Raw genomic sequence first — 14,998 nt, 5'->3', positions numbered from 1 at the left:
CGTCTCGATGGGCGGCGACGGCGCGATGCTCGACATCGGATTCCAGAACCTCTCGCGGCTGCTCGCGTCGGGCAAGCCGATCAAGGTGGTGGTGCTCGACACGCAGGTGTATTCCAACACCGGCGGACAGGCGTGCACCTCCGGCTACACCGGCCAGGTGGCCGACATGGCCGCGTACGGCAAGGCGCAGCACGGCAAGACCGAGACGCGGAAGGAGCTCGCGCTCCTGGCCATCGCGCACCGCGGCGCGTACGTGCATCAGTCCTCGCAGGCATCGGCGTCGCACCTCGTGGCGGGCGTGCTCAAGGGACTGCACAAGCGCCGCCCTGCGGTGTTCAACATCTATACTCCGTGCCCGGTGGAGCACGGCCTCGCCGACGACTCGTCGCAGCAGGCCGCGCGGCTGGCGCTGGAGAGCCGCGCCTTTCCCTTCCTCACGTACGACCCCGACGCCGGTCCGAACTTCGCCGACTGTCTGAGTCTGGACGGCAATCCGTCGCCCGACGAGACCTGGCCCACATACACGGTCAAGTACCTGGATGACGCCGGCGTCGAGCAGGCGCTCGACGTGCCCCTCACGATCGCCGACTGGGCGGCGACCGAAGCCCGGTTCAAGCAGCACTTCACCGAAGTGCCGTCCGACGCGTGGAACGACGCGATGATGCCCTTCCATGAATTCGTCGCGCTGCCGGCCGACGAGCGCGATGGGCGCGCGCCGTACATCCTCGCCGTGGGCAAGGATCGCACGCTGCGGCGCCTGGGCGTGTCGGCGGAGATGGTGCAACTGGCGCAGGAGCGCCTGCACTTCTGGTCGCAGCTCAAGCAGCTGGCCGGGCTCGAGATCTCGCCCGCCGTGCACGACGCGGTGGCGGTTGCGCTCGAGGCCGAATTCGACCAGCGGCTGTCGGCCGTGCGCGCCGAGTACGAGGCCAAGATCAGCGAGCTGAAGGCCAGCTATCCGTCGCAGATCGCGCGCCGGCTGGCCGAGGGATTACTGCGGCACGGCGGAGGCTCGGCGATTGCCGACCTGCTGTCGTCGCTGCCCGAGGTGGCGCACACCGGGAACGGAAACGGCGCGGCGGTTGCTGCCGCGCCGGTGCCGGCGCCGGTCGCCGCTCCTGTCCCCACGGCCGCGCCGTCTGCCGTCGCGGCTCCGGCGGCCGCACCGGCACCGGCACCGGTCGCGGTCGCCGTGTCGGCCACCGTCGTGGAGGAAGACGATGCGCTCGTCCTCGAGGCCTACATCGACTCGGCGCGGTGCACCAGCTGCAACGAGTGCACCAACCTGAACAAGAAGATGTTCGCGTACAACGCGGACAAGCAGGCGTACGTGAAGGATGCGCGCGCCGGCACGTACCAGCATCTCGTCACCGCCGCCGAGCGTTGCCCGGTGTCGATCATTCACCCGGGATCGCCGCTCAACCCCAAGGAGAAGGATCTGGAGAAATGGGTGAAGCGCGGCGCGAAGTTCAACTGAACTGACGATGGCGATCTCGCTGGGATTCCGGCACGGCGTCCATCCGCCGGAGGAGAAGGAGCTGACCAACCAGCTCCCGATTCGGCGGATGCCGTATCCCGATGAGCTGGTGCTGCCGCTGCGGCAGCATGCCGGCAAGCCGGCCAAGCTGTGCGTGAAGGTGGGCGATCACGTCGAGCGCGGCGACATGGTGGGCGAGGCCGACGGCTTCATGTCGGTGCCCATCCACGCTTCGGCGGCGGGGACGGTGGTCGACATCGACTGGTGGCCGCACCCCGACGGGTCGATGGCCGAAGCCGTGCGGATCAAGGTGGACCGGTACGCGCCGCACATTCCTCGGCCGCGACTGGTTCCGCAATGGGAAGGGCTCTCGCCCGAGGAAGTCGTGCGGGCGGTGCAGAACGCCGGCGTCGTGGGGCTCGGCGGCGCGGCATTCCCCACGCACGTGAAGCTGGCGCCGCCCAAGGACGCCCATGTGCACACGCTGATCATCAACGGCGCCGAGTGCGAGCCGTATCTCACCTCCGACCACCGCACGATGGTGGAGTACGCGCCGCGGGTGCTGTTCGGCATCCGTGTCATGATGCGCGCGCTCGGCGTCACGAAGAGCGTGGTGGGGATCGAGCGCAACAAGCCCGATGCGATCGCGGCGATGATCGCCGCCGTGCCGGCCGATCTGGACGTGGAGATCCTTCCGCTCACGGTCAAGTATCCGCAGGGCGCGGAGAAGATGCTGATCAAGGCCGTGACCGGGGTCGAGGTGCCGTCGGGGCAGCTGCCCGTGACGGTGGGGGTCGTGGTGCAGAACGTGGGCTCGGTGGCGGCGATCGCCGAGGTGTTCGAGACCGGGCTGCCGCTCGTGGAACGCATCGTGACCGTGTCGGGCCATGGCCTGCGGCGGCCGGCCAACCTCATCGTGCCGGTGGGCACGAAGCTGCGCGACCTCCTCGCGTTCTGTGACGGCGTGACCGCCGACGCGGCCGAAGTGATCATCGGCGGGCCGATGATGGGGCAGGCCCAGGCCAACCTTGACGCGCCGGTGCTCAAGGGAACTACGGGCGTGGTCGTGCTGGCAAGGGACGAAACGCGTGCCGACGAGTCGTGGGCGTGCATTCACTGCGGGCGCTGCCTCGACGCCTGTCCGGTGTTCCTGAATCCGTCGATGCTCGGTGACCTGGCGCGCGTGCGGCGGTACGACGAGATGGCGGAGGCCCATCTGGCCGACTGCATGCTCTGCGGTTCCTGCGCCTACGTGTGTCCGTCGAACATCCCACTCGCCCAGCTCTTCCAGGCCAGCAAGACGGCGCTCCGGCGCCAACTCGCCACCGTCCAATGAGCGAATCGATGCCCCCGCGCCTGATCATCACGGCGTCGCCGCACCTGAAGCCGGCCGACTCCACGCCCCGCATCATGTGGACCGTGGTGGGGAGCCTGGTGCCCGTGATCGCGGCCGCGGCCTGGTTCTTTGGCGTGAGCGCGCTGCTCGTGATCGCCGCGGCCACGCTCGGTGCCGTGGCGGCGGAGCGCATGTTCGGCCGCGGCGGAGCGCTTGCCGACGGGTCGGCGGCCATCACCGGACTCCTGCTCGGCCTCACGCTGCCGGCCGGCATGCCGCTCTGGATGGTGTTCGTGGGCGGCGCGTTCGCCATCGGATTCGGCAAGACCGTGTGGGGTGGATTGGGCCAGAACGTGTTCAATCCGGCACTCGTGGGCCGGGCGTTCCTGCAGGGCGCGTTCCCGGTGGCGATCACCACCTGGCCCACCGTCGGCGGACCGTTCTTCTCGCTCAAGGGCGATCTGTTCGCGGCGCCATTCGTGCATCCGATCGTCAACGCCGTGACCTCGGCCACGCCGCTCGGCCTGCTGAAGTTCGAGGGCAAGGGCACGGCGCTGGCCAGCCTCGTGATCGGAAACACGGCCGGTTCGGTGGGCGAGACGGCGGCGCTCGTCATCCTCGCGTGCGGGGCGTACCTCGCGCTGCGCAACTATCTCAACTGGCGCATCCCGGCGAGCATCCTGCTCACCGTGGCCGTGTTCAGCGGCATCCTGCACCTGATCGACCCGCACAAGCCCGGCGCACTGTTCATGATCTTCTCGGGCGGGCTCATGCTCGGCGCGGTCTACATGGCCACCGACATGGTGACGTCGCCCGTGACGAACGTCGGCAAGTGGGTGTTCGGCGTCGGCATCGGCGTGCTGGTGGTGGTCATTCGGGTCTGGGGCGGGCTGCCCGAAGGCGTGATGTACGCCATCCTGTTCATGAACGCGCTCGTACCGTTCATCAACCGGGCCACGCAGCCTCGCGTGTTCGGCACCGCGCGGCGGGCGGCGACATGACCGGCGCGCCGCAGGGCCAGGGGACGGGCACGCCGCCGGCGGAGCACAAGAGCACCCCCGCGTGGCGGCTGCTGCTCACGCTCGCCATCGCCGGCGCGGCCGCCGGGTGGCTCATCGTCACGGTGTACAATCTGACGCTGCCGGCGATCGAGAAGCACGCCGCGGAGCAGGTGAACGAGGCGGTGCGCGAGGTGCTGAAGGCACCCGCGCGGTGGGACACGCTGTACCTGGCCGGCAACGCGCTCACCCCCAAGCCGCCCGCCGGGTCCGCCAGGGTCGAGGCGGAGATGGCGTTCGTGGGCTACGACGCAAGCGGCAGGCGCATCGGTGTAGCCGTGACCGCCGCCGAGCCGGGGTTCCAGGAGTTGATCCACCTGATGATCGGTTTCGATCCCGCGACGGGCACGCTCACCGGCTACAAGGTACTCGACGAGCAGGAGACGCCGGGTCTCGGCCAGCGGATCGAGACGGACAGTGACTTCACTCGCCAGTTCGCGGGACGCGTCGCGCCGCTCAAGGGCGTCAAGAAGCTCGACGCCGGCGATCCGAGCCAGGTCCAGACCATCACCGGCGCGACGATCTCGTCGCGCGCCGTGGTGCGCATCATCAACGACGCGGTCGCCAAGTGGCGGCCGTTGCTGCAAGCCTACGATCGTGGAGACCATCCGTGACTTCGATTTCAGTCGGTGACCGCGTGGCGGGAGCGCCGGCGAAGGCGCAGGAGTTGATTCCCGGCGCTCCACCGCCGGCGAGCGCGATCGCCGACATCTGGCGCGGTATCGGCCGCGAGAATCCCGTGCTCGTGCAGCTGCTCGGCATGTGCCCGACGATGGCCGTCACCAACGTCCTCGCCAACGGTCTGGCGATGGGTCTCGCGACGACGTTCGTGCTCGTCGGCTCCGGGCTCTTCGTGTCGCTGTTCCGCAAGTACATCGCCAACGAGGTGCGCATCACGTCGTACATCCTGATCATCGCGACGTTCGTGACCCTCGCCGACATGATCCTCGCGGCGATCCTGCCCGACATCCGCAAGGCGTTGGGGCCGTTCATTCCGCTGATCGTGGCCAACTGCCTGCTGCTGGGTCGCGCCGAGGCATTCGCCGCCAAGGTGCCCGTGCGCCGCGCGGTGGCCGACGGTCTGGGCATGGGGATGGGATTCACGCTCTCCCTCTCCCTGCTCAGCACGATCCGCGAGGTGCTGGGCAACGGCAGCATTCTCGGCCACCCGCTGTTCGGCCCGCGGTTCGAACCCTGGGTGTTCATGATGCTCCCACCGGGCGGGTTCCTGGCGCTGGGCATTGCGCTGCTCGGCGTGGCCTACGTGATGGAATTGCAGAAGCGGCGCGCGCGGAGGATGGCATGAGAGATCTGTCGTGGATCTTCATCTCGACCATGCTGGTCAACAATTTCACGCTGGTGATGTTCCTGGGCCTGTGCTCGTTCTTCGGCGTCACGGGCAAGATCGAGACGGCGTGGCGGCTGGGGCTGGCCAACACCTTCGTGCTCATTCTCACCGCGGTGAGCGTGTGGGCGCTGAACACGTTCGTGCTCGCCCAGGCGCCGTACCTGCGGACGATCGCATTCATCGTCGTGATCGCGTCGGTCGTCCAGATCGTAGAGATGGCGGTGAAGAAGTACCTGCCGGTACTGTTCCGGCAGCTCGGCATCTACCTGCCGCTGATCACCACCAACTGCGCCATTCTGGGGCTGGCGTTGTTCCAGACGAGCCGCGGCTACACGCTCGTGGAAGGCCTGGTCTTTGCGCTCGGCGCGGGGCTCGGGCTCACGCTGGCGCTATCGCTCATGGCATCCATCCGCGAGCGCACCGAACTGGCCGACGTGCCGGTGGTGGCGCGGCGCATGGGGCTCGTGCTCGTGATCGCGTCGTGCCTGTCCATGGCCTTCATGGGCTTCGCCGGAATGGGGACCGCGGGATGACCCACACCATCATTGCCATCATCATCGGGGCGGTGCTGTTCGCCGCGTACGGCCTCGTGCCGCACCGGGCGTGCACCGGCCATTGCGAAGGTTGCACCGGCGGTTCGTGCGACCGCTGGACGGAAGGAGATCACCATGTCGTCTGACCCATCGTCGCGCTGGAGCCTTGGCCGGCGCGAATTCCTGACCATCGGCACGGGCATGTTCGTGGGGCTCACGCTGCCCCTCGCGCTGCGCCGCCGCGTATCGGTCACCAAACGTACGCTCCCGGTGATGGGCACGATCGCCGAGATCCAGGTGGCGCATCCCAACGTGCAGCTCGCCGAGCACGCAATCGACGCCGCGATCGCCGAGCTGCGCTGGGTGGACCACACGATGTCGCGGTTCCGCTCGACGTCGGACATCGGCCGCGCCAACCTCGGGGCGGCGCGCGAAGCCGTGATCGTGGGGCCCGAGACGGCTCTTGTCGTGCGCCGGGCCCTGCAATGGGCGTCGGTGAGCGACGGCCGCTTCGACCCCGCCATCGGCGAGGTCTCGGAACTGTGGGACGTGCTCCACCGGCACGAGCCGCCGCCACCGCCGCAGGTGAAGCGGCTTGCAGGGCGCAACTTCTGGCGCAAGGTGGACGTTTCGACGTTTGGCGGAAAGCCCGCCCTGCGGTACGACGATCGCGACATCCATCTGGACCTGGGCGCGATTGCCAAAGGGTACAGCATCGACCGGGCGACCGATGCGCTGCGCGCCCGCGGCATCGCGCACGCGATCGTCACCGTGGGCGGGGATCTCTACGCCCTCGGCGGGTCGCCGGAGGGCGAGCCGTGGAAGGTCGGCATTCGGGACCCGCGCGATCTCTCGGCCATCTCCCGCACGCTCGACGTCGCCGATCGGGCCGTGACCACGTCGGGCGACTATGAGCGCTTCTTCCGGTACCGTGGGGTGCGGTACGACCACCTGATGGATCCCGTCACCGGGGCGCCGCGGCGTACGCCCATTCACAGCAACACCGTGATCGGCGACTGCGCGATGGATTCCGACGCCGCGTCCACGTCCGGGTTCGGATTGACTCGCGAGGCGGCCACGGCGCTCGCCCGGCGCATGATTCCAGGAGCCGAAGCAATTCCGTTGACCTGAGGAGGGCGAGATGAAGAGCCACCGGCTGTTCTGCAACGCCTGCGAGCGTGAAGTGAATCTCGTGATCACCGACGCCCCGGAGCACGAAGGGCAGGCGACGCTCCTCGACTCCGAGGTCGTGTGCCTCGAAGTCGGCGACAAGTGCACCGGAGCCCTCTGTCCGCTCGGCGCGGTGGGGCCCGACGCGATGGTGGCACGGATCGTCCGCAACGGCCTACCCATCGACGGCCTCCGGACGCTGCGGTCGCTGTGTCCCGCCTGCGACCGCGAGACGGACATGGTGCTGTACGGCAACGGGCACGCTGCCTGTACGGAGTGCGGCAGCCCGGCCCGGTGGAAGGTCGATCACGCCGAGCCTGCGGACTGACGGCGGTCCATTGCCGTGGGAATGGAGCCCGCGTCACGGCGGCGCCCTGCTACGGCTGCCGCTAGGGCATGGTCACGATGGCGCGCATCATCGTGATGGCGTCGAAGAAATTGCGAAGCCGCAGGTTCTCGTTGGGCGCGTGCTGATTGTCGTCAAAGTTGACCACCGGCATGCCCACCGTCGCTGCCTTCAGGCCGTCGGAGAATAGATAGAAGGGCGTCGAGCCGCCCATGGACGGCAACCGAGCCGGGGTCGCGTGCATCGCGTCCGCGACCGCCGCCACCACGCGTTGCGCGGTCGCATTCGTCAGCGGCGTCCGGCCGGCCGGATAACCGCCCATGCGGCGCAGCTTCGCGAGCAGCGGGTAGGTGGACCGCTCCCGGTCCGTGGGCACGTCACCGGTGATCAGATGAAAGCCCTGCGCGCGGATGTGCGCTTCCAGCCGTGCGAACTGGGCATCGGGCGTGATGTTCTTCACGAACCGCAGATCCAGCCGCGCCACGGCCTGGGCCGGAATCACCGTGCGGCCCTGGCCGGTAACCGTGCCGGAGCCGAGCCCCGACACATTGAGCGTGGGCAGATTGTCCAGCGTCTCGAGGCGCTTGCCCGCGCCGTCGGGACGCGAGAATCCGAACTCGCGCATCAGGGTGCTGTCCACGTCCGGTATCTCGGCGATCGCCGTCTTCTCATCCGGGGTCAGCGGCACGACGTCCTGGTAGAACCCGGCGATGGTCACGCGCCCATTCGTGTCCGTCATCGACGTGAGGAGCCGCGCAAGCTCGAAGGCCGGGTTCGGCGCCCAATTGCCGTAATTACCGCTATGCAGGTCGTGGCGCGCGCCGAACACGGTCAACTCGGCGCTCATGATACCTCGGGCGCCGAATACGAACGTCGGACGGCCGCTCGGATGCTGTGGACCGTCCACCAGCACGATGAGGTCGGCGCGGATCTGCGCCGCATGGGCGTCGACCACTGAGGCCAGGGACGGCGAGCCCGCCTCTTCGTCGCCCTCGATCAGTACCCGGACTGTGGACGTGAGCGGCCGCCCCGCCGCGCGCGCTTCGTCGATTGCCGAAAGGAAGGCGATGATCGGCCCCTTGTCGTCGGCGGATGACCGTGCGTACAGACGCCAGTCGGGGTCAACCGGTCCGCTGGCCGGCAAGCTCACCACGCGGCCGCCGTCCTCCAACGGCTTGTCGCGGTAGATCGGTACGAAGGGACCGGAGTCCTTCCACTCCGACGGAATGACAGGCTGTCCGTCGTAGTGGAAGTAGAAGGTCAGTGTGCGTGCTGGCGCCGGGCTTCCCGGTACGAGTTCTCCAATGAGCACCGGCGAACCGGGGGTCTGGACGACCGACATCCGGAAGCCCCGCCGTTCGAACTCCGTCTTCAACCACGCCGCGTTGCGCGCGATGTTTCGTGTATCGGACGCAACGTTGGGAATGGACAGGAACGCCGTCAACTCGGCCAGCTCTGCTTGCCGCGTCGGCGACGGCTGCTGCGCGCTCAGCGAGGTCAGCGTGATGCAGAAAACGAGAACACCGAATGTGGCGCGCTTGACCATCCTGACCTCGCTGAGACACGGTTCCCGGATCAGCCGGCGTAACAGTAGTTGCAGCCCTTCTCCTGCGCGCGTCCGACGGCCATCACGCCGGATGGCACGAGCTGGATTCCGGGATACACATTGGCGAGCAGTTCGCGCTTGACATCATCCGCGTTCGCTCCGGTCTTGCCGGCGATCGTGCCGCTCAACACGGTGAGCGCCATATTGCAGACGCCGATGAGCACGCCAGCCTTGAGGAGTTCAACCACGCCGAGCCCTGGAATCGGGAGGCCGGTGATCGTGGCGAAGACATTGCGTGTGGCCGGATGACCGTTGTCGTCCACCTTCAACTGTTCGCCGAACTTGTACTTGGCCCACATCGCGTCGCCCAGCGCGAGGGGCGCGCCCTCGTGTCGCAGGATCACCACCGCGGTGTCGTCGGCATCGGGGGTCGGGTACGTGTCGTGCATGGTGTTCAGATAGATGCGTGGCCAGATGGCCGGCATCCCGCCGTTTGGCGCGGTGGCATCGAACACCATGCGATGCTTTCCCGTGATCCGATTGAACCACGCTTCGAGTTGCGGATCTTCGCCCCGCCCGCTCGGTTCCGCGAAAAGCCGGCTCGGGGCGACGGCGGCGAGGCCGATGGCGCCGGCGACGCGCGTGATGAACCCGCGCCGATGGGTGGAGAACTGACCGAGATCGAGCATACGCATACCTCCTGGGATGAGGGTTTGACCATCGAACCTACCGCCCCGTGCTGCAATGCGGGAGACCCGACCGCGTCCAACACCGTCCGGGCACGGGAGACGGGTTGCGAGTTTCCGCTTTGCCGCCGTAGAATCCGCGGCATCCCGCTCTCGAATCCACTCCCGCACCCAGACCCATGACGTACACGCTCATTCGCAACGGTACTCTCATCGACGGCACGGGCGCCGCGCCGGTTCCCAACGGCGCCGTGCTCATCAAGGATGACCGCATCGAAGCGGCGGGTCGTCTGGAATCGCTGCGCCGCCCCGCTGGCGCGGTTGCGGAAATCGACGCTGGCGGCGGGACGATCCTGCCCGGCCTCATCGACGCGCACGTGCATGCCACGATGCAGAACGAAGGGATGATGAAGCATGCCACCACGCCCTTCTCGCTCAATTTCTACCTGGCGGTGGGGTACCTGCGCCGCACCCTGGACGCGGGCATCACGACGGTCCGCGATGCGGGCGGCGCCGACCTCGGGCTCAAGCGCGCGCTCGAGATGGGGCTCATCGAAGGTCCGCGTATGCAGATCAGCATCACGCCGCTCTCGATCACCGGTGGGCATCTGGATTTCTGGCTCCCGTCGGGGCAGGAGCTGGGGTTGTTCACTCCTCACCCCGGGCTGCCAAGCGGGATCTGCGACGGCGTGGACGAGGTCCGGAAGAAAGTGCGCGAGGTGCTGCGCGCCGGTGCGGAGGTGATCAAGGTGTGCTCCACGGGTGGCGTGCTCAGCCCCACCGACCATCCGGAGTTCACGCAGTTCTCGCCGGAAGAACTGGCCGTCATGGTACAGGAGGGCGCGTTCCGCCGCGGGGTGAAGGTGATGGCGCACGCGCAGGGCGCCGAGGGCATCAAGAATGCGGTGCGGGCGGGGATCCACTCCATCGAGCACGGCATCTATCTGGACGACGAAGCCATAGAACTCATGCTCGCCCGGGGTACCTTCCTCGTCCCGACGCTGCTGGCGCCGCAGGCCGTTATCGAGCAGGCCGAGCAGACGGGGATGATTTCCGAGTGGGCGTTGCGCAAGTCCAAGGAAGTGCTGCAGGCGCATCGCGACAGCATCCGCCACGCGCACAAGGCGGGGGTGAAGATCGCCATGGGCACCGACGCCGGGGTGATGCCGCACGGGACGAACCTTCGGGAGTTGGGTCTCATGTGCGATCACGCCGGCATGTTGCCAATGGAGTCGCTGGTGGCCACGACACGAGTGGCTGCCGAGTGTTTGGGATGGCAGGACCGCGTGGGCACGTTGGCTGCGGGCAAGTTGGCAGACGTCACGGTGACCGCGATCGATCCACTGGTCGACATCCACGCGCTCACGCCGGCCACGATCCGGCTGGTGGTGCAGGGTGGGCGGGTGGTGAAGGCCGCGGCGACGGAGTAGCGGGCGGCGCCACGCCCCGCGCCGCAAGCCCGGCGATCTCACCGAGAACGACCGGGCGCGCGGCATATCGAGTTGCTCTGACGGCGCGCGCCCCGCGCGGCGTTCCATGAATCCATCGATCCGACACGCCCGTTGCGGGGATCCGCGACGGGCGTGTCGGCATTTGCCCGCGATCACCACGGCGATCCCACACCCCCGCTCGCCCCACTCGAAGGGGAAGGGGGCGTTCCACCCCCGTCGCGAGTCCGATCCTGACGGGCAACGCCTCACGGCTTGACCCCTTTTCATGGATCGACGGCCCGGCAGAACCAGGCAACCCTTCTGCAGTGGGGTGATGAAGGGGTTGCTCGTGACAAGTACCACACAAACGGGAGACGTTATGAAGAGCCTTCGAATCATGATCGTCGCGGCGGTCGCCGTGGGGTTGTGGGGGGTGGCGTGCCGGGACAATCCCTCGACGCCACAGCATCAACATGTGACGGCGCTGGTGGCATTGAACCAGACAGCGGTAACGCTGAAAGCCGGTGAGCACGCAAGTCTCACCGCGCAACCGAAGTGCAGTTGCGGGGAGTTGATGACGTCCACCGTGTCGTGGGCATCGAGCAACGAGTCCGTCGCCACGGTGACGGCGACGGGCGACGTGACTGCGGTGGCGTATGGCACCGCGATGGTCACGGCGTCCGCGGATGGGAAGAGTGCGAGCGCGACGGTGACGGTCGAGCCCTCCGGCACCGTGGTGACCTCCTTGGGCGGTGTGGTGACATCGGCCGACGGCGCGGTGACATTGGACGTGCCGGCCGGTGCCCTGACCGTACCGACGGACATCACGATCACGCGCGTGGAAGACGCCGCGTTCGGCGGTGACGCGCAGTATCTGGCGGGCTCCGGCTATGAGATCAAGCCGGCAGGGCTGGCGCTACAGATAGCGGCGCAGCTGCGGCTACGCTACGACGCGGCCAATCTCCCCACGGGAGTACTTCAGGAACAGCTGCGCATTCGCGAGCGCGACCGCGTGCAGAACCAGTGGCGCGACTGCGATCAGTTGGCGCTGCAGTCACAACATGTCGTCGCGTCGATCAATCGGTTCGGCGTGTTCGGCATCGTCGTACAGCCACCGGTGGGTAAGTACATCGGCGTCCTGGGCGGAACCGTGCTCTCGGCGGACGGCAACGCGGAACTGGTCATCCCCGAGGGGGCGCTGGACGTCGCGACGGACGTGGTGGTCACGAAAGTCACGGATAGCGAATTCACCGGCGACCTGACGTATGTGGGCAACACCGCGTACAAGGTGGAGCCGGATGGACAGACGCTGCATAAACCGGCGACCATGAACATCAAGTACGATCCGGCCAACGTGCCGAGCGGGATGGACGTGACGCAACTGCGCATCCAGCAGCGCGACCGGATCCAGAATAGGTGGCGGGATTGCACTCAGCCCGGGCTCCAGGACCAGACGGTCGGCGCAAACGTCGATAGCTTCGGGACGTTCGCCGTCACTGGAAAGCCGTCCGGCGGCGGTGGGGGAGGCGGTGGAGGCGGTGGGTCGTCGGCGAGCGTGGCAACTGTGACAATCAGCCCGTCAAGTATCAATCTCGTCGAAGGCGACGTCATCCAGTTGACGGCCACCACACTCGACAGCGCGGGCAATACGTTGTCGGTGCCGGTCACCTGGTCCACGGGCAACAGCAATGTCGCCACGATCGATGCGACCGGTCTGCTGACCGCCGTCACCAATGGGTCGACGTCGGTGACCGCGAGCGCGGGCGGCAAGCAGGGCGGTGGGTCGGTGAGTGTTGCAAGTAAGGTGGCAACGATCACGATTACCGGTGACGCCACCATCCGCGTTGCCGCCACGTCGCAACTCATCGCGACGGCCTACACCTCAACGGGGACTGTCGTGGCGGTGACGTTCACGTGGGCGAGCAGCAACACCGCAATCGCGACCGTCAGTTCGACCGGTCTCGTGACCGGAGTGGCAGCGGGGACCGCGAACATCACCGCCAGCGTAAAGAACGTGACCGGGACTCTCGCGGTCACCGTGTCCACCACCGGCGGCGGTGGCGGCGAGACGGAAACGACCGGGAACAACCTGTCGTGGCCGGTGGTATTCGCCGAAGGCACGGGCATCACCGGGTCGCCGGTGGCCACGGATCCAGGCGTGCGGCCGACGACGACCGAAACGGCTGCGTCGACCGAGCTGCTGGCGATCCCGGTGACCAGCCCGACGACTCCGTTCTGGTGGACGGGCAACGTCGTGGATGCGACGGGCTTCTACCTCCAGGGGACGCCGAACACCTGGCGGCCGCAGATCGTCGACGGCACTGGCCAGCCCAAGTACGATGCCGAGGCCGCCTGGGGCGACAACCTCACCGGCACGGGCAACCTGTCGGCTGGGCACCCGATCAGGATCGAGGTCGCACTCTCGGCCACCGGCATCGGCACGCTCCAGGGCTACAACATGCCGTACGTGGCCAACGCCTCGTCGCCCGACGAGATCCAGGGCACGGATGGCACGCTTGGGGCCTTCGTCCCACTCATCTACTCGGTCGGTCCGACCCTGACGATCGAGCAGCTCAGTGGGCCGGGTGGCAGCGTGACCAGCACGGTCTCCAGCGGCCCCATCTCGGCCGAAGTAAACGTGGGCGGCCGGACCGTGTACGGCCAGCAGTTCAAACCGACGGTCGCTGGCACCTATCGGTTGCGCTTCGTCCTCGCGAGCGGCAATAACGTCAACATCACCTCGGCCATCAACGGCATCGTGGTGAGCGGCAGCGAGTCGTCGATCGAGATCACGGTCACACCGTAGCAGGCTCCGGACTCGTTATCGTGGTCCACTGCCGGCCCGGGACAGGATGTCCCGGGCCGGCAGTCGCACGTTGCCACGAGGGGGCGAGCGGCGAGAAGAGCGGCAGGGGCTTGTGGCGAACCGTCCGACGCACAAATAGAATGCCGCGGCCGTTGCATTGCGGACCGCTCGCAGGCGACCTTTCCCTCGATGCACGCGTCGGAGACTCTTCCAGGAGAAGGGCGAATGCAACTCGGAATGATCGGTCTGGGCCGCATGGGTTCCAACATGGTGCAGCGGCTCTTGAATGCTCGTCACGACTGCGTGGTGTACGACACGCATCCGAAGGCGATGCAGGATCTGGTGTCCAAGGGCGCCACGTCCGCGACCACCATTGCGGATTTCGCGAAGAAACTCAGCAAACCACGCGTCGTGTGGATGATGGTGCCGGCGGCGGCCGTCGACTCGGTGTTGCAGTCGCTGACCCCCGTACTCGATCGGGACGACATCGTGATCGACGGCGGCAACTCCTACTACCACGACGACATCCGTCGCGCGGGCGAGTTGATGCGCGCGGGAATCCACTATGTCGATTGTGGCACCAGCGGTGGGGTGTGGGGGGTGGCCCGTGGATACTGCCTGATGATCGGGGGGGAGAACGGAATCGTGAGTCACCTCGATCCGATCTTCCAGTCGCTTGCCCCAGGCGTGGGATCGGCCCCGCGGACGCCCGGGTGTACGGGCGACGCATCACCGGCGGAGAACGGCTACTTGCACTGCGGCCCGAACGGCGCGGGACACTTCGTCAAGATGGTGCACAACGGCATCGAGTACGGCATGATGGCCTCGCTCGCCGAGGGGTTGAACATCATCAAGCACGCCAACGCCGGTACCGAATCGCGCGAGGTGAACGCCGAGACCACACCGCTGCGCCACGCTGAGTTCTATCAATACGAGATCGACGTATCGCAGGTGGCCGAAGTCTGGCGGCGTGGAAGCGTCATCGGTTCCTGGCTCCTCGATCTGACCGCGGGGGCGTTGCGGCAACATCCCGACCTCTCGACGTTCGCGGGTCGCGTGTCGGATTCCGGCGAAGGCCGATGGACGGTGCAGGCGGCGGTGGACGAGGGCGTTCCCGCGCCGGTGATCAGCGCGGCGCTCTACTCACGTTTCGCATCGCGGGGCAACGAGGACTATGGCTTCCGGCTACTCTCGGCCATGCGTTACGGTTTCGGCGGGCATCTGGAGCAGCCCGCGGGGAAGCCCGGCAAGGCCTGACTCGG

14 protein-coding genes are annotated in these 14,998 nt (G+C 67.4%); 12 read left to right on the top strand and 2 right to left on the bottom strand.

Annotated elements, in window-relative coordinates:
* From VNF92_07665 to VNF92_07625, 9 genes are all read left to right on the top strand, one after another.
* Positions 1 to 1,477 (top strand): ferredoxin (locus VNF92_07665; GenBank protein ID HVA57751.1); only part of this gene is annotated, 1,477 nt, incomplete at its 5' end.
* 7 nt (positions 1,478 to 1,484) lie between these two features.
* Positions 1,485 to 2,813 (top strand): electron transport complex subunit RsxC, encoded by a 1,329-nt coding sequence (gene rsxC / locus VNF92_07660; GenBank protein ID HVA57750.1) that lies wholly within the window; start codon positions 1,485 to 1,487, stop codon positions 2,811 to 2,813.
* A complete protein-coding gene (locus VNF92_07655; protein HVA57749.1) occupies positions 2,810 to 3,814 on the top strand; it encodes an RnfABCDGE type electron transport complex subunit D in 1,005 nt (334 codons plus the stop codon). The genes rsxC and VNF92_07655 overlap by 4 nt, the downstream gene beginning before the upstream one ends.
* Positions 3,811 to 4,485 (top strand): RnfABCDGE type electron transport complex subunit G, encoded by a 675-nt coding sequence (locus tag VNF92_07650; GenBank protein ID HVA57748.1) that lies wholly within the window; start codon positions 3,811 to 3,813, stop codon positions 4,483 to 4,485. Before VNF92_07655 ends, VNF92_07650 begins: the two co-directional genes overlap by 4 nt.
* A complete protein-coding gene (rsxE, locus tag VNF92_07645) occupies positions 4,482 to 5,177 on the top strand; it encodes an electron transport complex subunit RsxE (GenBank protein ID HVA57747.1) in 696 nt (231 codons plus the stop codon). The genes VNF92_07650 and rsxE overlap by 4 nt, the downstream gene beginning before the upstream one ends.
* Positions 5,174 to 5,752 carry an Rnf-Nqr domain containing protein gene (locus VNF92_07640; protein HVA57746.1) on the top strand — a complete coding sequence of 193 codons (579 nt, stop codon included), beginning with the start codon at positions 5,174 to 5,176 and terminating at the stop codon, positions 5,750 to 5,752. The genes rsxE and VNF92_07640 overlap by 4 nt, the downstream gene beginning before the upstream one ends.
* Positions 5,749 to 5,898, top strand: coding sequence for a hypothetical protein (locus VNF92_07635; protein HVA57745.1), 150 nt, complete (start codon positions 5,749 to 5,751; stop codon positions 5,896 to 5,898). Before VNF92_07640 ends, VNF92_07635 begins: the two co-directional genes overlap by 4 nt.
* A complete protein-coding gene (locus VNF92_07630; GenBank protein HVA57744.1) occupies positions 5,888 to 6,883 on the top strand; it encodes an FAD:protein FMN transferase in 996 nt (331 codons plus the stop codon). Before VNF92_07635 ends, VNF92_07630 begins: the two co-directional genes overlap by 11 nt.
* 10 nt (positions 6,884 to 6,893) lie before the next feature.
* Positions 6,894 to 7,250: a hypothetical protein gene (locus VNF92_07625; GenBank protein HVA57743.1), complete on the top strand. Its 357-nt coding sequence runs from the start codon at positions 6,894 to 6,896 to the stop codon at positions 7,248 to 7,250.
* A 61-nt stretch (positions 7,251 to 7,311) separates the two neighbouring features.
* Here VNF92_07625 and VNF92_07620 read toward each other — a convergent pair whose 3' ends face one another.
* A complete protein-coding gene (locus tag VNF92_07620) occupies positions 7,312 to 8,814 on the bottom strand; it encodes a M20/M25/M40 family metallo-hydrolase (GenBank protein HVA57742.1) in 1,503 nt (500 codons plus the stop codon).
* Between the two features lie 29 nt (positions 8,815 to 8,843).
* Entirely contained in the window at positions 8,844 to 9,503 is a 660-nt protein-coding gene (locus VNF92_07615; GenBank protein ID HVA57741.1) for a hypothetical protein, read from the bottom strand.
* A gap of 176 nt (positions 9,504 to 9,679) precedes the next feature.
* Between VNF92_07615 and VNF92_07610 the strand changes: the two genes are divergently transcribed.
* From VNF92_07610 to gnd, 3 genes are all read left to right on the top strand, one after another.
* Entirely contained in the window at positions 9,680 to 10,930 is a 1,251-nt protein-coding gene (locus VNF92_07610) for an amidohydrolase family protein (protein ID HVA57740.1), read from the top strand.
* A gap of 379 nt (positions 10,931 to 11,309) precedes the next feature.
* Entirely contained in the window at positions 11,310 to 13,736 is a 2,427-nt protein-coding gene (locus tag VNF92_07605) for an Ig-like domain-containing protein (protein HVA57739.1), read from the top strand.
* 225 nt (positions 13,737 to 13,961) lie between these two features.
* Positions 13,962 to 14,993, top strand: coding sequence for a decarboxylating 6-phosphogluconate dehydrogenase (gnd, locus tag VNF92_07600; protein HVA57738.1), 1,032 nt, complete (start codon positions 13,962 to 13,964; stop codon positions 14,991 to 14,993).
* The last annotated feature ends 5 nt before the right edge of the window (positions 14,994 to 14,998 follow it).

This window comes from Gemmatimonadaceae bacterium (assembly GCA_035533015.1).
Taxonomy (GTDB): Bacteria; Gemmatimonadota; Gemmatimonadetes; order Gemmatimonadales; family Gemmatimonadaceae; genus JAGWRI01.
This window is presented reverse-complemented; position numbering and strand designations above follow the sequence as displayed.